The organism is Paenibacillus sp. FSL R5-0636 (genome assembly GCF_037974255.1).
GTDB classification, from domain to species: domain Bacteria; phylum Bacillota; class Bacilli; order Paenibacillales; family Paenibacillaceae; genus Paenibacillus_AQ; species Paenibacillus_AQ odorifer.
Map to the genome: position 1 here is coordinate 5,458,936 of NZ_CP150232.1, position 23,832 is coordinate 5,482,767.

Here is a 23,832-nt window from a genome sequence, read left to right on the forward strand (position 1 = left end):
CTTTATCATCAGAGCGGATTTTGGGGGATGAACTACATTTGGGAACTTATAGAACGTTTTTTGGTTCTTTACGGAATTCATTTGGCGTGACACCACACCACTTTTTGAAGATTTTTATAAAATAATTATCGTTCTCAAAGCCTACCTGCTGCCCAATCTCGCTAATCGTTAGCTTCGTTTCTGCAAGCAGCATTTTCCCAGCCTGAATCCGACGCTCTTGAATATAATTGGTCAACGTTTTCCCTGTCTTTTTCTTGAATAAGTCACTTATATAGCTGGCATCCATCCGGATCAACTCTGACATGGATTTGAGCGAGATGTCCTCAGCATAATGTTCTTCAATATAAGCTATAATTTTGTTCATCTCCACATGATCTGTCGGTCCCGTTTGTTGCTTCTCCGGAAACCATTTATCGGCTTTCTTCATCTTCACCATTCGCTCCAGCTCGGCCTGAACCTTACCCATGGTCTGCTTCAAACCTTGGAGATCTAAAGATAACTTCAAAATGTAATCCGAAGCCCCAAATACGAGCGCCTGGCGGGCGTATTCAAATTCACTCAATGCGGTCAACATTACAAACCGGCATTCGAAGCCTTCCTCTCGCGCAATTTGAAGAAGCTTCACCCCATCCATCACCGGCATATTGATATCCGTCACTACCACATCAGGCTGAAGCTCACGAATCATTTGCAAGCCTACTTCTCCATTCTCCGCCTCACCTATAATTTCAAACGGGATTCCAGCCTTTAAGAATAGCTTCCGTATACTTTTAACCGCAGGTTGTTCATCATCCACAATTAACGTTCTCCACATGTGAGCTTACCTCCATCGTAAGGTTTTGAAATAAGGAATGGAAAATGGATGATCACTTCAGTTCCTGTATCCGAAGATACAATGTCCATACCTGTCCGTTGATTCTTGAACAACAGCTCTAAGCTCTCCCTAATATTCTGAACACCGATTCCTTTACGTTTCCGTGTAGCCTTATTCAGCTGTGCTCTTTCTATCCCCATGCCGTTATCTCTAACCTGCAGGTACAGCTGTTGTCCAGTCACCTTAGCGGAGATATCAATTCTCCCTTGTTTTACTGACTGACCGAAGCCGTGAATCAAGCTATTTTCAATTAAGGGCTGCAGACAAAATTTAGGGATTAACGCGTATTGCAGCTCCTCGTTGATATCATATTGAATTTCAATCCCATGTCCAAAACGTTGCCGCTGTATCTCCATGTAAGATTCTATTAGTACGATTTCATCCTTTAACAGGATCAAATCCACTTCAGTATTTAAGGTTGTCTCCAATATTTTTCCTAGTGCAACACAAATTCCATAAATTTCATCATCATCTTTATCTAAGGCAATGCTCTTTATCGTATTCAATGTATTTAGTAGAAAATGCGGGTTCATCTGCGAAAGTAATACCTGAAATCGAACGAATTGCTTCTGTTTTTCTTCAAGCTGAAGACGCTGCAACAGCTCATTTAAATCATGAATCATTATATTGAAACTCTGAGTCAGGGCAAGAATCTCTCCCCGCCCTTGCTCGGGTAATTTCATTTTGAGATTCGTCTTAGCGGTCATTTCCATCTTCTTCTGTAGCTTCTTAAGCGGCACTGTAATCGTCGATGATATGAAATAAGTTAATAGAACAAATAGCAGCAGAATGATTCCAAATCCACCAAAAAACCGTCGTTTCTGCTTGTCTACTTCAAGAAAAAGCTGTGCTAGCTGCACCTTTTTAACAACATAGCCATTTAACTCCTCGATGTAGCTGTAGGTGTATAAGCTTTCCTCCTTCGGGTTGACAATGGATGCAGCACGCCCCGTCTGCCGCTGGTTGGCACTCTTCACAATACTCTGCGCAATATCAGAGGAAAAAGCCTCATCCTTAAGGGGATTAAGCATCACTCCCCCCAAGGCATCGAGTAGAAATAAAGCCCCTTCCTGTTTACTCCCTAACGTTGATCTAGTAAACCACTCCTCATAATCGATACTTAATCTTGCATAGGCATAAATATTCAAATCATTATCACGCATAACCTCATAGAGACTAAGCATTTTCTTACTTGTTGTACTTTCCCGGACCACATTATTCTTGTCATTCGGATTCCATATATATCGATTCGTTCCTTCTCGCTTCAATGCTTGAACCCAATCCTCCGATTGGATTTCGTCGTAGCTCAAAGTTTCCTTTGGCATAAAGGAAGTGTATGCGTTTCCATGAAGGTCGATTAAAGTATAATACACCGTCGCTCCACTCATGAAGAATGTATTTTCAATCGCTCCAAACTTGTTTTCAACGAGTTTTTTTCTCGTGATTTCATCAGATTGCTCGGGATTCTTCATTATCGATAAAATCGTCGTATCTTGTTCGAGTAATGACCCTGTTTTCATCACGAGACTCATGAGATCAACAAAACCATTCTTAATACCAATAAGCTGCTCTATGTTCTTCGTTTCCGCATTATCCTGCAGCATTCGTTCTGTCTCTTTAAAGTTATATAGAACGAGTATGGCAATGGGTGTTAGTACCAACAGCAAGAAAGCTAACAAAATCCGATTCTTAAAGGTACTTGGCGTAAGTTTCAAATATAATCGCTTCACGAGGACTCCCCTCACTTTGTATGTGCTTACAATCCTTCCCCCTATTGTAATCTGCTCCTGCTCAAAAAAATAGAGCCGGGATATTCTCCCGGCTCTACCTATTTTTTACTCGTCGATCTTCAGTACTGCCATAAACGCTTCTTGTGGTACTTCTACACTACCCACTTGCTTCATGCGTTTCTTACCTTCTTTTTGCTTCTCAAGCAGCTTCCGTTTACGGGAAATATCACCGCCGTAACATTTAGCAAGTACGTTTTTGCGCATCGCCTTAACGGTTTCACGCGCAACTACCTTCGTACCCACAGAGGCTTGAATTGGCACTTCGAACATTTGACGAGGGATAATCCCACGTAATTTCTCACAAATGATACGTCCGCGGTTGTAGGCACGATCGCGGTGAACGATAAAGGACAAGGCATCGACCTGCTCATTGTTAAGCAAGATATCCATCTTGACCAGATTCGAACGACGGTATCCGCAAATTTCATAGTCGTAAGAAGCATATCCTTTCGTACCGGATTTCAACTGATCAAAGAAATCATAAACGATCTCTGACAGCGGAATCTCGTACGTAATCGTTACACGATTAGTATCTAGATATTCCATATTTACGAACTCGCCGCGTTTGTTCTGGCACAGCTCCATTACAGTACCCACGAAGTCGTTAGGCACAATGATCGCTGCTTTAACATACGGCTCTTCAATGTAGTCAATCGTACCGATCTCCGGATAATGTGACGGGTTGTCGATTTGGATCATTTCGCCATTGGTCAGCATAATTCGGTAAATAACACTCGGCGCTGTTGTGATTAGCGGCAGATTGAACTCGCGCTCAATCCGCTCTTGAATGATCTCCATATGCAAGAGTCCAAGGAAACCGCAACGGAAACCAAATCCAAGCGCGCTTGAGCTTTCCGGCTCAAAGCTTAGCGAAGCATCATTTAGCTGGAGTTTCTCCAAAGCCTCACGAAGATCGTTATAATCGGAGGTCTCAATCGGATACAACCCGCAATATACCATCGGGTTGATCTTACGGTAACCCGGAAGCGGCTCAGCAGTAGGATTCTTTGCGTCAGTGACAGTATCACCGACACGGGTATCTCCAACATGCTTGATCCCAGCTACGATAAAGCCAACATCACCGATGTTCAATTCATCGACAATGGTCATACGCGGCATAAATGCGCCAACTTCAATGACCTCGAAGGTCTTCTCAGTTGCCATCATCTTAATCTTCGAACCCGCACGGATCTTCCCGTCCATTACGCGCACATAGACGATAACGCCTTTGTAAGGATCGTAGTGAGAGTCAAAGATCAATGCTTTAAGCGGCTCTTCTGAATTACCGGATGGCGCAGGAACCTGCTTCACCACCTGCTCCAGAATTTCCTTGATTCCGATACCGGCTTTGGCAGATGCCATAACCGCTTCACTGGTATCCAGCCCGATAACATCCTCAATCTCCTGCTTTACCCGGTCAGGGTCAGCGTTTGGCAAATCAATTTTGTTGAGCACAGGTAGGATTTCCAAGTTGTTATCCAGTGCTAAATACACATTGGCCAGCGTCTGTGCTTCAATTCCTTGAGCCGCATCCACGACCAGCAGTGCGCCTTCACATGCTGCAAGACTGCGGGAAACTTCATAGGTGAAATCGACGTGCCCCGGTGTATCAATCAAGTTGAGATAATACTCTACACCATCGTCTGCACGATAGGTTAAACGCACGGCTTGCAGCTTTATTGTGATACCACGTTCGCGCTCCAGATCCATCTGATCGAGTACCTGTTCCTGCATTTCACGCGTGGTTAGTGCCCCCGTGTATTCCAAAATGCGGTCAGCTAGTGTCGATTTACCATGGTCTATATGTGCAATAATCGAGAAATTGCGAATTTGTTGTTGTCTTTTCTGAACGTCAGTCATTCCTTACCCCCACAGACAGCCTGATATTAATCCACTTATTATAACAGTACAAGCTTACTCCATCAATCCCGCGCTGGCCCAAAACAAAAGAAACAGCTATACACGATCCCGTGAAATAACCGTTTCTTCTAAATTTGCTGTTAATTTTCTGCCGAAGCGAACAATGAAACTACCCAGCGGATTCCCTTCTGGGAAGCCTGCTGCAAGAGACCTGCCGTCTTATCTGCCAGAACATCGACTGTAGGCTTTTGCTCCTCAGGAATTAGAATTTGCTCCGGAGATTTCGTACTATAATCATCCACAACTTGCTGAGGAGGATCTGCGGCTGGCGTTGTATTGCTATTTTGAGGCAAAGGAGAAACAGCCGTATATGCACCTGTGACAGGATCGATTACCATTGGCACATATACATAAGTCTGCCCACCCTGTGTCACACCATTCTTTTGCAGTTGTGGCTGTGGCTGCATGCCTGTTACTTGACTGGTCTGCGTAGTCGGGCTGGCATTCCAGCCGGGTAGAATCTTAGAGACTGTTGACCCACCGCTTCCGCCGAACTGCATCCCTAAGAGGATGCCAATCCCTGCCCAAATCCCAACCATAACCAGTTTTTTTCCAAAACGCGACATGTACACCACTCCTTTTTGATCCTTGGTAATTTATTTTACGAAGCTCCGTTTGATTTCTTTGGTGTTGTAGTGGGATTCGCCACTTTTTCAGGTGCGTTCACCTTCTGAGCGTCATGACTGCTCCAGTACACATCAGCGATAGCATCTGCCAAAATATCAGCCGTCCGCTTTAATTCCTCAGCCGAGTTATCAATTCCGCCCACTTCAATCAAAACACTATTGGGAGACAGGGTCTGATTGTACTCTCCGTTGTTGCCTTTACCCGCAGCTTTTCCCCATATCCCACGAGATATTCCCGGGTAATTCTTTTCAAGCTGTTGATGAATCTTATTGGCAAACTCTTCGTTCTTCTTCCAGTCTTTATTTGCATGTCCAATGATAAAATAGACCTGTGCATAGCTTTTCCCGTCAATAACAGCTGTTGTTTTGCTATGACGCTGCGAATCACGGTGAATGTCGATAAAACTATCCATTTCCTCATTTGCGCTGAGTGCTGATTTAACCAAGATCCGGGAATATTTATAGGAAAAGTTCCAGTTATAGTCGGTGACTTTGGTCGGAAAATCTTCTTTGGCATGAACCGTACCAATCCCGAGCTGTTCCAGTCTTTTCGTAATATATGATCCTACCAGCATTACATTTTTAGTTGAAACTCCGGAGCTGGGATTTTCATTTGCTGCCCCTAACAGAGGATTGTAGGCTTCTCTAGGATGTGAATGATAGATTAGAATCCGTTTGATCGAGGTATCCTTAGTGCTGTCTGTACCGCTTTGCGGATTACTCTTATCCGTCCCTTCCTCCGCCGCTGATGGATCAGGAGATGGTGCAACCGTCGCTTCAGGCTGCTGTGTTGTAACATCTTCTTGCTTGTCCCCTTCGTCCGGAACAGAAGTTTCCGCATCTCTACTACCCTCAGCCAGCTCATCAGTCCCAGGATGATAATCCACTGGTGCTCCTGTAGATCCACCTGAACCTTTCCGCAAAAGAAATGGATCATCCGCCGCCATCCCCGGCACTTCACGAGAGACTAGACTCTTAGGGTCGCCTGGATTCACGCTGGTCAGCAACTGAAATACGAAAGAAGTTACCTTTTCACCTGAAAAAGCGGATGGCTCTTTACCCTGCGGTAAATGCGGCACCTCCATCCCCAGCAGCTCCATGAAAAAACCACTAGACAGGGAGGCGGCAAGCCCCTTCATTGAAGGAATGGGTGAAGAGCTAAGCTTCTGTCCGGCCAATCCACCGGCTCCAAGCAGCATAAAAAATACTAGTGAACCTCCGGCCAACAGCAGCATCGTTCTCCCCAGCGATAAAACATCCAGCATTTTTCCCCTTAAACGGCCGATGTTCCAAAGCTGAAACCATTTTTTATTCATTGTAGTTATGTCCTCCTCCAGCCCTCTGTAATCTCTTATACTCCAAATCTATGAGTGCAAGAGCAATACTAGAACCGAAAATGAGAGAATAGACATAAAGCCCGTACAGGATACCTTAATTCAGCATCCCGCCGGGCTTAACAAACCATAATTCAGTTAGTGGGTATACGCGCCAACATTCTCAGGATCAACCGCATCATGTAAAGCCGCATTCAAACCACTGGCCACGATATTCGCGATCCCTTCAATAAATTCATCGATTTCCTTGGGAGTGACGATCAAATCGTGCCCCAGGGGTTCAAGCACTTCCTTCACTAATGACAAGCGTTCCTGCTCAGAGATATCGTCCAGCATTCCCATGATTTCCTTAGTATGGTTTGCTCCTTGCCCGAAGTGATTTTTCATCATCTCCAGCACATTATTCACAATAGTTGATGCATAGCAGACAGTGGGCACTCCGATTGCGATACAAGGAACACCCAGAATTTCTTGGGTCAATCCACGTCGCTTGTTGCCAATCCCCGAACCGGGATGGATCCCAATGTCGGCAATTTGAATCGTCGTATTGATACGCTCCAGTGACCGGGATGCCAACGCATCTATGGCGATAATAAGCTCAGGTTTCGTGCGATCCACGATTCCCTGCACGACCTCACTCGACTCAATTCCAGTCAGCCCAAGCACTCCAGGAGCAATAGCGCTCACCTTACGATAACCAGGGGAGATCTGATCCGGAACCAGCTCATAGAACTGCCGTGTAATGAGTGAGTTCTCCACCACTAAAGGACCCAGTGAATCCGGTGTAACATTCCAGTTACCAAGACCAACAATCAACACAGATGCATCCTTGCCAATCCCAATTCTGATCAAAAAGTCCTCAAATTCGCGGGCAAAAACTTCTGCCACCTTTTGCTGCAAGCCTGTATCTCCGCCACGCAGAGCGGGTACCTCAAGGGTTACATAGTTGCCAATTGCGCGTCCTATTGCCTGTGATCCGGCAGCATTAGCTACACCAAGACGGGTCACTTTAATCCCATCAGACTCTTCCACTTCTTCGTTCACACCAGGGATTGGCGTTCGTTGTGGGCCTTGAGCCATTTCCTTTGCCTCTAACGCCAAATCGGTGCGCACAGAATATAGCTGCAGATCCGGTTCCATTGTGTACCAGCCTCCTAAAAGTTTTGTAAGCATACACTTCCATGAATTACTTCGAACAAAACTCACTTCGAAAGCAGCTGCTTAGTTTTGTAAGCATACACTTCCATGAGTTCATCCTCATTTGGCAAGCTTCTGCCTATGCTCTTTTGTCGATAGTGTGCGAGAGAAAGCCAATGTTTATGCAGGATACGGAGGTTTAATTTGAAAGCTTTAAGTATTGCTTTTTGCTACCGGTCATGCTAAACTATTTTAAGTTGTGAATCATTTGATAATGATTTCGAATGTCTTACAGGAGGTGAATGCAATGCCAAATATTAAATCCGCGGTTAAACGCGTAAACACGAACGAAAAACGCCGTGCACTGAATGCTTCCCAAAAATCCGCGCTTCGTACAGCTGTGAAAACTGCTGATGTAGCTCTGACTGGTACGGAAGTAGAAACTGCTCAAGCTGCTTTCCTAGCTGCTTCCAAAAAGCTGGACAAGGCCGTAAGTAAAGGTCTGGTTCATAAAAATGCGGCTGCCCGCAAAAAATCCCGCTTGGCGAAGAAATTGAACGCTCTTACGGCTCAAGCCTAAGACGACATTCATAATGAGCAATTGAAGAACCTGACCGCTATGCTTCATACGGTTAGGTTTTTTTGTGTCTATTAATTAATAATAAGTAGTGTTAGTTACTTTTAAGCGATGTGTGTTAAATGAAAGAAGACCACCTTAGAGAGGCGGTCTTCTTTTATTTATTTTTTCTTTTTTTCATTTCATAATAGTTACCATCCCATAAGAAAATCATCGTTTGATCGTCTTTAACAATAAAACTGCTGCCGGGATTCGTCCAATTATTTATAGATACCGTCTTAACCGATTCCGTTTCGATCCCAAGGTCACTTAATTCATTTCTGTATTCGTTAAAAAAGTCATCCTTAGTGATGTTCTCTTCCTTATATTCAGGGCTCATAATTTCATCTTTATCAAAAGATGCTTTTTCTATCGAATAAGTTACTCGCATTCCAATAAGCTTTTCATCCTCCGCTGCCGAGACAGGTGTAGAACCTACTATACTTTGTACACTCCATTCACCAAAATAAGAAGGTGCATCTGCAGAGGTATTCGTATTCGTATTCGTATTCGTATTCGCAGGCGACTCAGAGGCAGATCCTGACGATGAATTAGTATCCGTTTTGCCACAGGAACTAATTAGTAGAACGAGTAAAAGCAGTGCCGAATAATGAAATATTCTTTTCATAGTCAGATCATCTCCAATACTCTTTCCCTTCTTAGCTCAGACACCTAAACGCAGCATGAACAGCTCCAGCCCTAGCACTTTGTCTATAGCCCCTGTTTTCATTTTATAATCCAGATCCGCCAATGCACTTAAGATTTGCCGCAACCGTTCACTGGAGAACTTATGGGCCTGCTCCCCAGCAAGCTTAACCGCATAAGGATGCAATCCGATCTGTGACGCAATCTGTCCCTGCGAATAACTATGTGCTGATAAATCCTTAACCTGCAAAATAATGCGGAACTGCCGCGCAACCAGCGCTGCGATCTTGATCGGTTCCTCACGCTGCTTCAGTAGCTCATATAATGTATCAAGCGCCTTATCTAGACGCAGATTAGCGATATCCTCAACAAGCGTAAACACATTTTGTTCTGTTCCACGATGTACCAGACTCTCTACGGCCCCCGCATCCACAGTGCCGCCCTTACCAGCGAATAAACAAAGCTTGTCCATCTCTGCAGATAAACCTTGCAAGCCGGTGCCTGCATTCGTTATAAGAATTTCTGCAGTGCCAGGTGCCATTACACAACCACGCTCACGAATTCCTTTTTCCACCCAGCGCAGCAGCTCTTCTGCTCCCAGCGGATTAAAGGCTAATACTGTGCCCACTGATTTGACAGTCTTCACAATTTTTTTACGCTCATCCAGCTTATCATTATTCACCATAAAGACGATCACACTGAAGTCTACAGGATGCTGCAAATAGTCACTTAAAAGATCTATACGATGCTCCAGTTTGGCATTTTCTTTGCCCGCTGTAAATAACGAGGCATCCCGCACCAGCAATAGTTTACGTTCTACCATAAATGGCACAGTCTCCGCTTCTTCTACCACAGCCTGCACCGGCGTCTCAGAGAGATCAAAGGGAATAACTGCGAAATCACGATCCTCTTTAGCAATCAGCTGTTCTTCCAGCAGTGCCGTGAATTCATTCATTCGAAATTTCTCACTGCCATATAAAACATACAACGGTGAGATCTTCCCTTGTTTGATTTCTTTTATCGCCGTTTTGGCATCCATCCCGCCACTTCCTTTTCCATTCATCTAGCCCATTTTGTCCAGAGTTCTATTGTAGCAAAAAAAACTACAAAAATGCATGCAAAAACGGAGAAACTCTGGCAGCCATGGCCAAAGCCTCTCCGTTTAAGCGGCGCATCTATATAAACGACGGAGTGCGAAGCTCTAGAAACTCCACATCCGGCGGTCATACCGATGTTCTGCAAAACCTATACTTTCTAGTTCCTGTCCTGTTGATATAGTATATTCAGAAACTTCGAAAAAAGTTCCAACCCCACTTTAATTTGTTGAAGATGAGGTTGGAGTGTTCGTTGGGGTCGCTCCAGGGGATGCAGCCGGACTTGAAGAAGCAGTAGCTGCTTCCTGTACAGTGAACACCTTGGTTACATTCACACCATCTTTTTCAGTCACGTACGTAAACTTCGAGCTGTCCGCGGACCATTCACCAGAAATCCAATTTCCTTCGAGCGGATAAGAGTTTACGGCTAACCGTTCTTCCGCTGAGCCCTCTGGCGACTTCTTATAAATTACAAGCTGCAACCCAACAAATTCTATAGCATACTGACCATCAGGAGAAGTCCAAGTCTGCACATTAGGATCTTCAGAACTGCTTAAGCTCATAACTTCCCGTCCGTAGTCATAAGGAATCTTTAAAGAATCCTCCATCAGCGGAGCAGAATCGGCTGCGCTGTCTGAATTCATATCAGCAGTTTGCTCCTTATTATCCACCTTTAGCTGATTGCTACTGGCGTTGCTAGAATCTGAATTTTGAGATTTCGTGGCGACATCCTGCCTTGGCGGAGCAATCTTCTCTGTCGGTTTAGGATCTGCGCTTTGAGGCGGTTCAGTGATCGACCGCCCTCCAGCTCCCGCTCCCGCATCAGCTGCATCCGCCGGTGCACTTGGCATCGAGGCAGGGTCCACTGGTCCCGTCGCTCTATCTAAAGCGGCGTTATCTTCGTTCATCTCCGGTGCATCCGTCTTAAACTGCGCAGCGCCCTCGTTCTCTCCACCAGCGGCAGGAGAAGCTCCATCAGAGTTAGCAGTAATAGAAGCTTGCGATTCCATTGCTGTATCCTTAGTATCATCGCTGGCTGTTTTAGCACTATCCTGCATCCTTTGTTCTACTTCTGCCCCAGGCATTTTATCGGGCATATTAAATATTGCGATCCCTAATAGAACGGCAGCTGCAATAGCTCCAATGCCTGTCCGTGTTGCTATAGAGGTTCCCTTGGCAGGTTTACCGCGGGAGCTTTCACGTGAAAATGGGACAACAACCGGATCCTCAGATCTCACAGCACTCTGTTCACGACTGCTTCGATCCAATTCTGCAAGCTGAGGTAAAATAGAGTCAACCAGACTAAACGGGGGTTTCACGTCTGGCAACTGCTCCAATTCATTGGAGAGAAGTGTCAGGCGCTCAAAGACTTCCGCGCAGGAAGGACAATTATCGATATGACGGAACATCTCAACAATCTCATCTTGACTCAAATCTTTGTCTAAATAGCGGTGCATCCATTCCATCACCTCCGCGCATTTCATCCCGATACACCACCTTTCTGGTACTCCTGAAGTCTATTCTGCAGTTGCTGTCTAGCCCGAAATAAGTATGATTTCACTGTATTCAAGGGCAAATCCAGACAATCTGCAATCTCGTTGTAAGAAAAATCCTGTAAATAGCGCAGGACAATGACTGTCCGATGATGCTCGGGCAATTGATCAATTGCTTCACGTATATCCTCAGCTAAATAAGAGGATAGAACCTCACGTTCCACATTGTGTTTATCCTGAAACACCATTTCATGTTCATCAATAGAAACTGTAGGTTTAGTTCTTCTGAATTTATCAATGCAAATGTTAGTGACGATTCGCTGAACCCACGTTTTGAACTGGGCCTTCTCCTCATATGAGCCGATTTTTGTATAAACCCGGATCAAGGCTTCCTGAGATGCATCTAACGCATCTTGTTCATTATGCAAAATGTAGAAGGCCGTTTTATATACATGTCCTTCAATTTCTCGCAATAGGGTGATTAGAGCGTCGCGATCGCCCGCTTGAGCGGCTCTGATGAGTCCCTGCTCCACCACGAAGGTTCCCCCTCTCTATGCAATCTTACTGACGCGCAAGACTGCGAATTTGTTGCAACCGTGTAATTAATATTTTTAGAATACCAAACTTTTCTTAGAACGTCATGTTAAGCCAGCCGTTACAACGCGCTATCCCGCATTGCACAGCCAATAATTCCTACTAAGCATACAGGGGAAACAACAATCATTCAAATACTCTTTTTCACTATCTTAGTAACAAAAATGACATCAAAAGAAACGGCCTATCCCCTTGTCGGAAATGAAGCCGTCTGTCTTAAATATTACCCTCCGGAATCGAGCAAGAAACTCTATTTATAGAGCGCAATTTTGCAGAGCATGAAGACCGCGTAGTTTTCCCTAGTCTCATCATCCACCACATAGGCTTCTCCATTCTCAAATAATTGAGGGTTATTGTAATTGCGCTCTAATCTGTAGATCTGCCCTTCCGTCACCTTACAACCATGGAATGCCGACTCAATTTCTACGTACTCAGCATCATCTTCATCCGCTGCTTGATACAGCTTTTTGTCATTATAAGCAGGCATATACTCACTCCCGGCTGGATAATAGATCCTGACGTTCAGTCCATGTATCACTACTCTTCTATTATATAGTTTATTATCTTTATCCCGATTCTATACTTTCTAAAAAGCATAGAATAAAAGGAATATGGACAGCTCAAAGAAAATCAACATAAAAAGGCTGCATGGCCAACATCTGTCAGCCACACAGCCTATAAATAAAAACGCGAATCTGGATTTCAATCTTCGTTCGAACTATACATTAAATCCCTTTTATCTCTTTAAACTTCGCCACATATTGGGCAGCAAGATCGGTAATCTGATCGTATCGGCCATTCTTCGCCGGTGCAGTCAAATTCCCCCCAATGCCCACAGCCATGCAGCCGTTTGCAATCCACTTCTCCATATTGTTCAAATCCACACCACCGGTCGGCATAATATTCACATGTGGCATAGGACCTTTAACCGCTTTTACATAATCCGGACCGAAAGCACTGCCAGGGAACAGTTTAAGCACATCCACGCCGTACTTCAACGCTTCCTTCATTTCATTTAATGTCATGCAACCAGGCATATAGGGAATGCCGTAAAGATTACACATCTTAGCTGTCTCCACTTCAAAAGAGGGACTAACGACAAACTCTGAACCTGCAAGAATGGCTATTCTAGCTGTTAATGGGTCCAAGACAGTTCCGGCGCCAATCACCGCACGACTCCCGTACTCTGCAACCAATCTCTTAATCGCCACGTCCGCGTCTGGTGTAGTAAAAGTTACCTCAATATTATTTAGACCGCCTTCTATACAAGCAACGGACATCTTAAAAGCTTCCTCAGCACTATCTGCTCGAATAACCGCTACAACCCCGACGGATGCCACATTCTGTAATACTTTCATTTTCTTCATCAGTAGACTCCCTTTCTCTTGGTACGATCATAGATAAACAGGAAATACTTTTTTAGATAAACTTTTTTATTAAATTTACTAATTATTGCGTTTTGTTCTATAAGGAAATAGTAATAACAATACGATTAACAGTCAATACATTTTTACTACATCAGGTGGAAATAATCAATAAAATCTAATAAAAACCTTTATAAAACAAGGGTTTATGGAAACATTATTTTCTTTTTACGAAAAAAGTTTTTTGGTTAAAAATCATTCTTTTATTGTACAAAACCGATTTATGTGATAATTTCAAATTACAAATCATTATACTGGGATAAAATCATTACCCTAGGAGGAACTAAAAATGAGTAAACAGCTGGATGCCGTCACTTTCGGGGAGCCGATGGCGATGTTTTATGCGAATGAGGCCGGTCCTCTGCATGAAGTATTTTCGTTCTCCAAAGCATTAGCAGGTGCAGAAAGCAACGTGGTTACAGGCTTGTCGCGTTTGAATCATCCTACAGGTTATGTTACGAAGCTTGGCGAAGATAACTTTGGCACATTCATTGCTCAGGCGATGAAGAATGAGAACATTAATACGGACAATATTACTTTTACTAAAGAGTATTCAACAGGTATGCTTATCAAATCGAAAGTGGTTACCGGCGATCCAAAGGTCGAATACTTCCGCAAAAACTCCGCGGCCTCCACGCTTAGTCTGGAGGATTTTGACGAGGCCTACTTCAATTCCGCAGGACATCTGCATGTTACAAGTATCTCCGCCGCTTTGTCCAAGAACTGTCTTGAATTTTCTATTCACGCTATGGAATTTATGAAGAGTAAAGGAAAGACGATCTCTCTGGATCCTAATCTGCGTCCTAGCTTATGGCCGGATACAGAAACAATGGTGAGTACCATCAATGATCTGGCTACACGCTGCGACTGGTTCCTGCCGGGACTCGGTGAAGGTAAAATCCTTACCGGACTGAGCACACCCGAAGAGATTGCTGACTATTACCTGGAGCGTGGCGTAAGCTTAGTCGTCATCAAGCTTGGCCCTGAAGGCGCTTACTATAAATCCTCTGCTGGGGAAGGTTACGTGGACGGATTCAAGGTGGAGCAGGTTGTTGATACGGTGGGTGCAGGTGATGGATTTGCGGTTGGCGTAATCAGTGCGATGCTGGAAAAGCTTCCGATTGCTGAGGCCGTCAAACGCGGCAATGCGATCGGTGCGTTAGCCGTCATGTCGCCAGGCGATATGGACGGACTTCCCACCCGTGAGGAACTTGCGAAGTTTATGCAACAAGAAGTCTAATAATCGCAAAAGAGCAGCGATTCTCCGTTATTGGAGGAGCGCTGCTCTGCTTTTTGGGTCGCTGATTGGCTGCTATGGCTATACTATGGTGCTATGGCTATGCTATTGCTATTGCTATTGCTATGCTTCAGCAGTGTAATCACGTACCCCTGGGGCTTTCGGACCCAGAAGACGCTATTTGCGATTTTTTTACCTTTGCGGCGTAGTTTCGGACTCCAGTGACGCTATTCCTTATGAAAAAGGGCATTTAGCATGTTTTCCATGCCGATAACTGCGATGGGGTCCGATAGTACTCCAAATATGGGATTATACTGCTTATAAGATCAGCTGAGTCCGATAGCGACTTCCTGCTCGAAAATATTACTCAATCAAACCCAAGTTTAGTTTTTAGATAAAGTTAGGTCCAATAAAAGGGGGAGTGCTCAACAAGCTAAGAAATAGCTGCTGGGCACTCCCCTTTTTATAGTTCGAACTTATTTGTAAGACTTCACCGACTGCCCTTGCTGCAAGGTCGGCGGGAAACGATATGTAATTGGAACAGAAGCTCCCTTATCCTCGATACAAGAGAGTATAATCTTGGCAGCCTGCATCCCCATCTCGTAAGCAGGCTGTCGGATTGTCGTAATGACCGGATTATATATTTGCGCGAATTCCGCATCATCTATCCCGATGACCGACAACTGTTCTGGAATAGAGATGGCATTTCGATTCGCATATTTCAAAATCTCCGCTAGCGTGATGTCGTTCGTAGCAAGCAACGCGGTCGGCGGCTCCGGCAGTGCTAATAAGTGTTCCAGCCCCGAAGCTAATTCCTCTTTGGATACACTGCAAATATACTCCTCACGCAGCGTTATGCCCGCTTCTTCCATCGCTTTTTTGTAGCCACTAATCCGCTCTTTCCGAGGGGTAATCGCATGCTCCCCAATTGGGAGGGACACCAGAGCAATCCGCTCATGACCTTGCTGTATTAGCTGCCCTACGCCTATCTTTGCCGCCATTTCATTGTCCAGCAATAGACTCTGCGTGGTGATTCCATCTACCAGACGATCCATAAAGACTAGCGGAAAATCAGCCTCTATCAGCTTGCTATAGGCAGACGGGTTATTCCCTGTAGGAAAAATAATCAGCCCGTCCACCTGACGTGCGATTAAGGTTTCTACATACTTGCTTTCTTTCTCCGCATTCTCATCCGCGTTGCATATGATCACTTGGATTCCGTGATGCTGCAGCTCATTCTCAATCGCCCGGATACATTGGATTGACAGCGTATAGTCAATATTGGCTACGATGATCCCGACCATATGCGTCCGATTCTGCTTCAGACTGCGCGCCAGACCATTCGGCTGATAATTAAGCTCCTCAATTACTGCCTCAATCCGGTTTTTCGTCGCTTCACTCATATATTTAAAACGTTTGTTCAAAAATTGGGAGACCGTACTTTTCGAAACTCCCGCTTTTTGAGCCACATCATCAATCGTTAACTTCTTCATCGCTTCGGCTCCACTCTTCTCAAAAGAAAATACTTTATCAAAAAGTATAGCTTTTATTTAGTGATTTATCTACTAGGGAGTATTGTTCATATAATCCATATAAAGCTTATTTTGTTGCTCTTCGGATAAAAAAGCCCAATTCTCATCCAGCCACCCCAATCCAGCTTTCGTAAGAATATCCGCTTTACGTTGTTCCCCACCCACTTTATAATCCATAATTAATGTTTCTCCCTTAATCTCTTTAAAACCAATTGCTGTAGCAGGTGTTGGAATGCTCATGGTCTCCATATCATAAAGTACGGTTTTCTCTTTGTACTTTTTATCCCCTGCATGTTCTAAGTAACTAAGTACGAGTTGTCCATGCTCCTTATCAACAGCGATTAATGACTTGTATTCTAAAAGTGTATTATCGAAGGATGCAAGCGCTATTGGAACTACAGATTCTCCCGCCGCTGCTTTTTTAACATTAAGCATTGAAAATTTAACATCCTCATACATTCCTACACCAAGAGTCATTTTGAAGGAAATTAACAGGACGTAATCGCCTGCCCCAAAAAATCCACTCAAATATTGATACGTACTTGCCCCTCCCCCATAAAGAGGAAAAGTATAAATCCTAGTAGCCGAAGAAGCCGATAGCTCCGTCTGGTCCTTAGAGCTCAGGTAAAGAGTGAACGGTTCTGTAGGATGTGTGTACTTTGGCTTCTTGTAGTCAACCATCGGGGGTGGCGGCGACCAAAGAATTCCCGCTGTTGTCTCAACGGCATACGCTTTGCTCTTATCTCTGTTCATTGGCAAAGGCATGTAGTATTTCTTTCCGCTAATCTCAAATTCTACTGGACTTGTCGGAGGCTCTAACGCTTTATCATTAGTTGCAGAACTAGAAGAAGGCAGTATGCCTGCGCCTTGTGACTGAACGGATGGCGAATGGATTGGCCCTGTGTTTTTCCATACACCCATAGGCAAGGTAAGCGCACCTATCAACAAAACCGTAGCCAGACTGGTTAGAAGCACATTTTTATTCATCCAATAACGTTTGTAACCTGAACTTTTATTCACAGCAGCCTGTTCGATCCGCATCATTAACTCAGGCGTGAAGCCATCTTCAATGAAAGGTCTTTTGCCTGCTTCCGCATACCAATCCGTCTGCCCGATCATCACTGGATTACTATCATCCGCGTTGCGTTTCATTCCCTCTCCTCCTTCTGGATAGCCTCTTTAACCTTCTCTCTCGCCCGCGCGAGCCGAGATTTCACGGTTCCTTGTGCTACATTCAGCAAATCTGACATTTCGGCAATGGATAATCCATGTTGAATATCTAGCACAAGCACCTCTCTGTTCTTCTCTGGAAGGGTCATAATAATTTCCCAGATACGGTTCGCATACTGATTGCCGAGAGCTTCTTTTTCCGCAGAAGGAGCATTAACAGTAGTAGGTTGATCGCCCAAAGCTATGAATCTGCGCCAAAAGCTATTTTTGCTCCAACTGAAGGCCGTATTTCTGGTAATTGTAAGCAGCCAGGTTTTCATCGAAGATTGACCCCGGTATTTCCCAACATTCTTATACGCCTTCAAAAATACTTCTTGGCTGATATCATTTGCCTGCTCTCGACTTCTAGTTAAGAAAAAAGCATAATTCCACACATCCGAGCCATACGCCTCCATCATTTCCCGCAAACTCATTGCGGGCGCGTACGCAACTGTATATGGTATATCTTCGCTTAGCATGTTTCGCCTCACCCCTTGCCTAATAAGACTTTCCAAACTTGAAAAAGTTCCCTCTAAAATAAAAAAATAGGTCATTCATTAAAAAACACCACCGATGAACGTTTTAAGCGTTCACTAGTGGTGTGCGGATATTTTAAAGAGAGCTGAATTTCTCCTCCAGCCGCCGTGCAAGCTCATCGTCCGGTAACGGATTACGATGCGTATTTTCCAGATAGATATGCTTTTCAGTCTCGGGCATCAAATATTCCTTATACCATAAAAACATATCCGGACTATCCCCCTGAATCCGCAAAAATTTGCGGGCTGTTTCTACATGATCTATAGTGTTGGCAATATTGGTCAACCAATCAGCCCGATAAAAATGCTTCCACTGACCGATCTCTGCCCGTAAAAGAGCCTGCTGGCCCTCCTTATAATCCCAAACCGCATGTGAAGCTTCGATAAACGCCTCTGGAAATCGCTCTTCTTGGTAACACATATACGCCTGGCAAAGAGAGGATAACCCTCTGCACCCGCTCCAATGCAGCTCAATTTGAACTAGCAGTTGAACATGCAGCCTGTTTCGCTCTTTTTCGGGTAAAAGTTCCATCACCTCTAGGCACTGCTTTCGCAGCAGATACCAGACTAGTACAACTCGCTCAGCTCGATCCCTGAACCATCGAACCTGCTCTACAAAAGGAACATCCCCTGCGGCCCAGCACAGACGTTCATCGCTCTCCGTCTTATTTTGCAGCCAATGCCCTATAATCTGCCTTGCCGGATGATGATAGAATTCATCGCCTGCGCGGTCGTCAGCATTAGGACCATATACTATGGTGTTTTTGAAGTAGCTTTTGTACAATTGGGCAATTCGCCCCTGCTGCGCTGTGTAGAAACGGTTAACGAAGGTCTGAAGCTGTTCATCAGCATCTGCTGTTCCATCCATCCACAACTTTGCTGTCAGATCTAATGTATAGAGATGAGGCAAAATATTCCCTGAATTCACCAGCAGATATTCACTAGCCCCTGCCGCAAATGCACCCTGTAATTCCTCCACTATAAAGGACGGATCCGTAGGGAATTGTGTTAGATGATTGGAGGCCTGCAAATCGTGGAAGGTGACGTGGTAATATACCCCGTTTTTGCCTTGATCACCTGCCTCGGGTAGAGCAGGCACGCGCAGATTCAGATGGCCATGTCGTCGCGACACCATTTTGCCGTATCCGTTATCCGCCCATATTTTAATAACACCTTCTGGAACTTCGATCTTTCCCTGTTTATACAGCTCCGCAATTTCTCCGTACATCGCCATACAGCACACAGGCTGGTCCACATATTCACAGATCATATCGTATTGCTTGCGAACCACAAATGAGATCAAATCGCCCCGTTTCTCCGGAGTATCAAAAGAGGGGTCATTCTCCCAAAAAGGTTTATCGCCCTGTCCGCGGAAGGAGAGCACCCAGAGTGTTTTTTCACCTTTTTGCCGCTCGATGGCTTCTCTCCACAGCTGTTCAAACAATTCTGGATATTCTTTATAGCTAGCCTGCTTGCCCGGAAAAGCACGCAGGAACATTTGCGCGCCAAGCGGCTCCGCATGATGATGTGTGATCCACAGTCCCATATCTACCGCAAGCTGATGATGAACTCCGTCTCTCGGCAAATCCGTCCCCGGGATTACCATATTTCCACCACAGCGCAGCAGCGCTTCAAAAACAGGCTCCCATACCTCCGCCGTCGGAGGATAATCCTCCTTCCAGCCAATAAGACACACTTCATCATTCACGAACCAACCTCGGTAACGTACCTTTGGCTGAATGCTGTTGTAGTCAGAAACAGGCAGATTGATCGCATCTTTCTTAGCAGGAGGAAGCTCCGCCCAGAACCAGAAGGGATCGACACCAAGCACGTGGCGGCTGTAATGAAGCATCCCATAAATAATGCCCAATTCATCACGGCCGATAATATGCAGGACCCGATCCTCTTCACTACCTGCAAAACGCAAACAAAAACCCTCTGCCCATTCCGGGCAGCCATCATCCTGTGTTGCATAACGAATAATTACAGTAGCTGCTGCTCCTTGTAACGGAGCTTTTCCGAACACCTGCTCATGATCTCTGGCGATCATTCGCCAAGTATGTCCAATTGGATTACTACATTCCACTTGAACATCGTATACACTTTCCGCTGTGACTCTAAATTCTGCATATGTATTCACTATCGCTTCATCTCCTAATTCGCTACAAAACACGGAGGACATAAGCTTCTCACCACCGGGCTTTGAAACATAGTTTAAATAGGCATAGAGTTTACCAGAATCTTCTATCTCTATTATAAAGCGTTTACATAGATTGTGCATGCACGCGTAATAATTGGACGGCGGTTACTGGAGCTGGAGCTACTGTATTAGAGCAGTTGGTGCTAGACAGGACAACAGTTACAACAGTTACTGCAATAGAGCAGCTGGTGCTAGACAGGGACTACAGTTACTGCATTAGAGCAGCTGGTGCTAGAACAAATGGACTGGATCATCAGCAAGTAATCGGAATTTGGGTGGAAGTTAACATCGTTACAACGATAATATGTAACAGAGGCGCTTTGGTATGTTCATATGGAGCGTTCTATTGCACTTTGTGCAACTAAAAAAGATCTTTCCAGCTCATAAAGTGATTTAGTTGCACTTCATGCAACTATTTCTGTTCAAAATTAGAGAAATAGGCATTTTTCCAGATTCCAAGTGTACAAAGTGCAACTAAATGAAGATCCAGCTACTTTAAAGTGCGATCTATTGCACAAAGTGCAACTAAACGAGTTTTTAGGTTCTATGGTGTCTATGGGGAAGAATGCAACGGAAAGAGCTACATAGATTCTGCGATATTGATACATGATGACCTACTCTGCACTAACGCGACAGAAGGAGCTACTTGAGCTGTCTACTACCTAAATTAATTCGGATAGGAGCAACTTTGCCCGCTTACACAAACCGCAACAGTAGAAGTCCGTGTGCACTCACAAATCCCTCTTTCATACCCCAGCACTCAATCACATTACTCTACTACCTTCCTTAATCCGCTCCCTCCGCCAACTTATGACGCACCATAATCCCGTCGGCCCGCACACGCATCTGAATCTCCCCCTGCCGATCCGTTCTAAAAATAGCAGCATGATTAACTTCCAAACGTTCCAATACCTCAGCTTTCGGATGACCATATAGATTATTTACTCCCGCAGAAATCACCGCAGCCGATGGATGCCAGAACTGCAGCCAAGACTCGCCTGTTGAAGTTTTGCTCCCATGGTGAGCTACTTTTAAAACGTCAATGGCAGGTCCTGCATTAATACCCTTTTGCAGTGCTTGCTGCACAATCTCCTCCTCGGCTTCCAGATCCATATCTCCGGTAAATAGAAAATTCCTTCCGTTCATCTCTAAACGAAAAACTACAGAATCGTGGTTCTGATCCTCTAGCATTGGGATGCCATTCAGCATAGAAGAACCTGACGCTGCTCCCTCTCTATCTTGTTCCTCCGGCCATAAAAAGGACAGCTTTGTCTTATCATCCGGGGAAAGCCTCATTCCCTGATGCACGGCATACAGTTGAACATTGTTCTCCAGCGCAGTCCGCATCATCTCCATATAAGATTCACGGTCAGCGAGTGTGCCATTAAAAAGCAGTGCCGAAACCGGAATCGCCTCCATAACGGCTTGGAGTCCCCCGGCATGATCCTGATCCCCATGAGTCAAAATAATCGCGTCCAGACGGTGGATCCCACGTTTTTTAAGCAAAGGCACCAACACTTTAGCCCCTACCTCGAACGGGCTGCGGCGAATGCGCCATTCTTCTTTTTGCCCAAAATTTAACGTTCCTCCACCATCTACAAGAATATGAGCTCCTTTTGGTGTAGTGATGAGGATACTGTCGCCTTGCCCGATATCCAGATAACTAATCGTCCCTTTACCTTCCATTCTTTCTGACTGATAACCCTTGTACAGCATTAGGCCCAGTCCAACCGCAGATAGTAGAACAATCGCTCCGCTCCAACGTACAAACATAGGCGCATCCAAAAAATACTGTGCGCTCCCCGCTCCCCCAAACCCGCCGTGCTTGTTCACAGCTAAACCAATCTCAGCTAACGGCCTCGTCTCATCCTCCATATACTGCGGTGTTGCGCGGGCTTCCATTCTTAGCTTGGCAGCATACAACAGCCCGTACAACAAGACATAATACACTCCGATCCACAGCAGTGAAGGCGAGCGCCAAATCAAAACTCCACCAGCAAAACCATTGATCCATTCAACCGCATAAAAAGTAACGTTATTCAGCAGCTCCGTAATATGTGCCAAAAAAATTGCAGCATCTCCCCACAATCGTCCAAGCAGTAGCGCCAGCGTTCCTAAAGGCAATACAATAAAAGTAATAAAGGGCACAAAAACCAGATTAGCCACTAAAGACAGCAGCGAAAATTGATTAAAATAATAGATCGTCAATGGAAATGAGACCAACTGGGCAACTAGAGTCACAGAGACGGCGCTTTTAAGCCAGCGTGGCAGTGCCCTCAGCAGAGGGTCCATAAGCGGAACGTAGACCATTAATCCTAAGGTCACCAGAAATGACAACTGGAAACTGACACTGAGCAGCATGTAAGGATTCCAAATCAGCATAACCAGTGCCGCTGCAGCCAAAATATTCAGTCCATCCTTCAGCATGCCAACTCGTGCAGCGAGCAATGCAATCATACTCATTAATCCCGCACGTACGATAGACGGACCCGCACCTGTCAAAAGGACGTATATGGGAACGAGCACTAAGGTGACTGTTAGCGTGGTCTCTTTTGTCATCCGTAAGCGCCTGAATATAAATAAAAGAACACCAACATACACTGCAACATGCATGCCTGAAATGGCGAGGATATGTGTCAACCCAAGTTGTGAGAACTGCTTAAAGGTATCCGGATCGAGATCATCCTGCATCCCAATCACCAAACCCTTCATATATCCAGAGTGGCGCTCTTGAAACAGCCGATCCGTCTCTGCTCCAAGAACTGCCCGCGCTTTATCATTCCAGCGTAAGATCATTAACGGACGCCATGAATCTGGAGCCGTTGCTTGCACGTTCTCTGCCCCCTGACCCTTTAGAAGCCAGTGGATCTTCTGCGTATGTAAATAGGCTCGATAATCAAACCCTCCGTAATTCCGCGCTGTCGCTGGCTCTTCAAGTACGCCGTTTAGCGATACCTGATCCCCTCTGCGCCACTCCGCGGCAATAGCGATTTCTTGCTCGGCAAGAAGTTTGATCTGCACCATAATTAACTCCCCATGCCCCCTTTTATCTTGTTCGTCCCGCGGATCAGGCGAAGCGGCCTCTTCCTCAGTAATCAACGATAACTCTGAGAGCTTCATCGTAAAATCAACCCGGTCCCCGTCCCGTTCCACAACGGAAATAATCGTCCCCTTAGCCTCCACGGCAGTCTCATTCAACTCCGAAAATAATTTCCCCAGCACTTCAGGCAGGTGACTTACATTGCGGCCTTCATTCCATTCCCAATATCCAGCGGATATAATAATCGCCAAACAAAATACCGCCAGCTGTTTCCAGCTCATGTTCACCCAAACTCTCATACTAACCAGTAACAATAGTAATCCAGCCCACGCCAACCACAAGCCAATCCCTGAGTATAAACATGCTGCTGCACTTCCAGTCACCCAACACACTGTAAAACTTAATAAGGGTCTCTCCTTCACGTCTCCATTCTCCTCCTTTCGCAAGATAAAAAAAGAACCTCTGCATACGCCATAAAGGCGTACGAGAGGTTCTTCCTCAAGTCATCTTATTCAATTAGGGTTGTACAAT

19 protein-coding genes are annotated in these 23,832 nt (G+C 45.1%); 2 read left to right on the plus strand and 17 right to left on the minus strand.

Features of this window, described 5'->3' with window-relative positions; genetic code table 11:
• Positions 1 to 46 precede the first annotated feature (46 nt).
• The 6 genes from MKX34_RS24945 to gpr all read right to left on the minus strand — a co-directional run bounded on the left by MKX34_RS24945 (position 47) and on the right by gpr (position 7,684).
• Entirely contained in the window at positions 47 to 814 is a 768-nt protein-coding gene (locus MKX34_RS24945) for a response regulator (protein WP_036677509.1), read from the minus strand.
• The gene (locus tag MKX34_RS24950; RefSeq protein ID WP_235219398.1) at positions 799 to 2,604 is read right to left on the minus strand and encodes a histidine kinase; all 1,806 of its coding nucleotides are present in this window, start codon (positions 2,602 to 2,604) and stop codon (positions 799 to 801) included. Before MKX34_RS24950 ends, MKX34_RS24945 begins: the two co-directional genes overlap by 16 nt.
• Positions 2,605 to 2,709: 105 nt before the next feature.
• On the minus strand, positions 2,710 to 4,524 hold the full coding sequence (gene lepA, locus MKX34_RS24955) for a translation elongation factor 4 (protein WP_036677511.1): 1,815 nt from the start codon (positions 4,522 to 4,524) through the stop codon (positions 2,710 to 2,712).
• 140 nt (positions 4,525 to 4,664) lie between these two features.
• A complete protein-coding gene (locus MKX34_RS24960; RefSeq protein ID WP_036677514.1) occupies positions 4,665 to 5,150 on the minus strand; it encodes a hypothetical protein in 486 nt (161 codons plus the stop codon).
• A 35-nt stretch (positions 5,151 to 5,185) separates the two neighbouring features.
• A complete protein-coding gene (locus MKX34_RS24965; RefSeq protein WP_076297532.1) occupies positions 5,186 to 6,526 on the minus strand; it encodes a stage II sporulation protein P in 1,341 nt (446 codons plus the stop codon).
• A 156-nt stretch (positions 6,527 to 6,682) separates the two neighbouring features.
• On the minus strand, positions 6,683 to 7,684 hold the full coding sequence (gene gpr, locus MKX34_RS24970) for a GPR endopeptidase (protein WP_036677518.1): 1,002 nt from the start codon (positions 7,682 to 7,684) through the stop codon (positions 6,683 to 6,685).
• Between the two features lie 304 nt (positions 7,685 to 7,988).
• Here gpr and rpsT point away from each other — a divergent pair, with 304 nt between their 5' ends.
• Positions 7,989 to 8,261: a 30S ribosomal protein S20 gene (rpsT, locus tag MKX34_RS24975; RefSeq protein ID WP_036677521.1), complete on the plus strand. Its 273-nt coding sequence runs from the start codon at positions 7,989 to 7,991 to the stop codon at positions 8,259 to 8,261.
• Between the two features lie 154 nt (positions 8,262 to 8,415).
• Here the strand turns inward: rpsT and MKX34_RS24980 are convergent, their stop codons facing one another.
• The 6 genes from MKX34_RS24980 to MKX34_RS25005 all read right to left on the minus strand — a co-directional run bounded on the left by MKX34_RS24980 (position 8,416) and on the right by MKX34_RS25005 (position 13,490).
• Positions 8,416 to 8,925 carry a hypothetical protein gene (locus tag MKX34_RS24980; protein ID WP_076297533.1) on the minus strand — a complete coding sequence of 170 codons (510 nt, stop codon included), beginning with the start codon at positions 8,923 to 8,925 and terminating at the stop codon, positions 8,416 to 8,418.
• Between the two features lie 36 nt (positions 8,926 to 8,961).
• On the minus strand, positions 8,962 to 9,981 hold the full coding sequence (gene holA / locus MKX34_RS24985; protein ID WP_036677525.1) for a DNA polymerase III subunit delta: 1,020 nt from the start codon (positions 9,979 to 9,981) through the stop codon (positions 8,962 to 8,964).
• Between the two features lie 276 nt (positions 9,982 to 10,257).
• Complete coding sequence (locus MKX34_RS24990) at positions 10,258 to 11,520, minus strand: zf-HC2 domain-containing protein (RefSeq protein WP_076297534.1); 1,263 nt, start codon at positions 11,518 to 11,520, stop codon at positions 10,258 to 10,260.
• A complete protein-coding gene (locus MKX34_RS24995) occupies positions 11,517 to 12,065 on the minus strand; it encodes a sigma-70 family RNA polymerase sigma factor (protein ID WP_036677530.1) in 549 nt (182 codons plus the stop codon). Before MKX34_RS24995 ends, MKX34_RS24990 begins: the two co-directional genes overlap by 4 nt.
• 308 nt (positions 12,066 to 12,373) lie before the next feature.
• Positions 12,374 to 12,610: a hypothetical protein gene (locus tag MKX34_RS25000; protein ID WP_038572950.1), complete on the minus strand. Its 237-nt coding sequence runs from the start codon at positions 12,608 to 12,610 to the stop codon at positions 12,374 to 12,376.
• 238 nt (positions 12,611 to 12,848) lie between these two features.
• Entirely contained in the window at positions 12,849 to 13,490 is a 642-nt protein-coding gene (locus MKX34_RS25005) for a bifunctional 2-keto-4-hydroxyglutarate aldolase/2-keto-3-deoxy-6-phosphogluconate aldolase (protein ID WP_038572952.1), read from the minus strand.
• Between the two features lie 346 nt (positions 13,491 to 13,836).
• On the opposite strand from MKX34_RS25005, the gene MKX34_RS25010 reads away from it, so the two are divergent.
• Entirely contained in the window at positions 13,837 to 14,787 is a 951-nt protein-coding gene (locus MKX34_RS25010; RefSeq protein WP_076297535.1) for a sugar kinase, read from the plus strand.
• 473 nt (positions 14,788 to 15,260) lie between these two features.
• Here MKX34_RS25010 and MKX34_RS25015 read toward each other — a convergent pair whose 3' ends face one another.
• The 5 genes from MKX34_RS25015 to MKX34_RS25035 form a co-directional block, all read right to left on the minus strand.
• Entirely contained in the window at positions 15,261 to 16,277 is a 1,017-nt protein-coding gene (locus MKX34_RS25015) for a LacI family DNA-binding transcriptional regulator (RefSeq protein WP_038572957.1), read from the minus strand.
• 72 nt (positions 16,278 to 16,349) lie between these two features.
• Positions 16,350 to 17,468 (minus strand): hypothetical protein, encoded by a 1,119-nt coding sequence (locus MKX34_RS25020; protein ID WP_076297536.1) that lies wholly within the window; start codon positions 17,466 to 17,468, stop codon positions 16,350 to 16,352.
• On the minus strand, positions 17,465 to 17,959 hold the full coding sequence (locus MKX34_RS25025) for an RNA polymerase sigma factor (protein WP_232061440.1): 495 nt from the start codon (positions 17,957 to 17,959) through the stop codon (positions 17,465 to 17,467). The genes MKX34_RS25020 and MKX34_RS25025 overlap by 4 nt, the downstream gene beginning before the upstream one ends.
• A 178-nt stretch (positions 17,960 to 18,137) precedes the next feature.
• Positions 18,138 to 20,201: a glycosyl hydrolase 115 family protein gene (locus MKX34_RS25030; protein ID WP_256717682.1), complete on the minus strand. Its 2,064-nt coding sequence runs from the start codon at positions 20,199 to 20,201 to the stop codon at positions 18,138 to 18,140.
• Positions 20,202 to 21,047: 846 nt separating this feature from the next.
• Entirely contained in the window at positions 21,048 to 23,723 is a 2,676-nt protein-coding gene (locus MKX34_RS25035; RefSeq protein WP_076297538.1) for a ComEC/Rec2 family competence protein, read from the minus strand.
• Between the last annotated feature and the right edge of the window lie 109 nt (positions 23,724 to 23,832).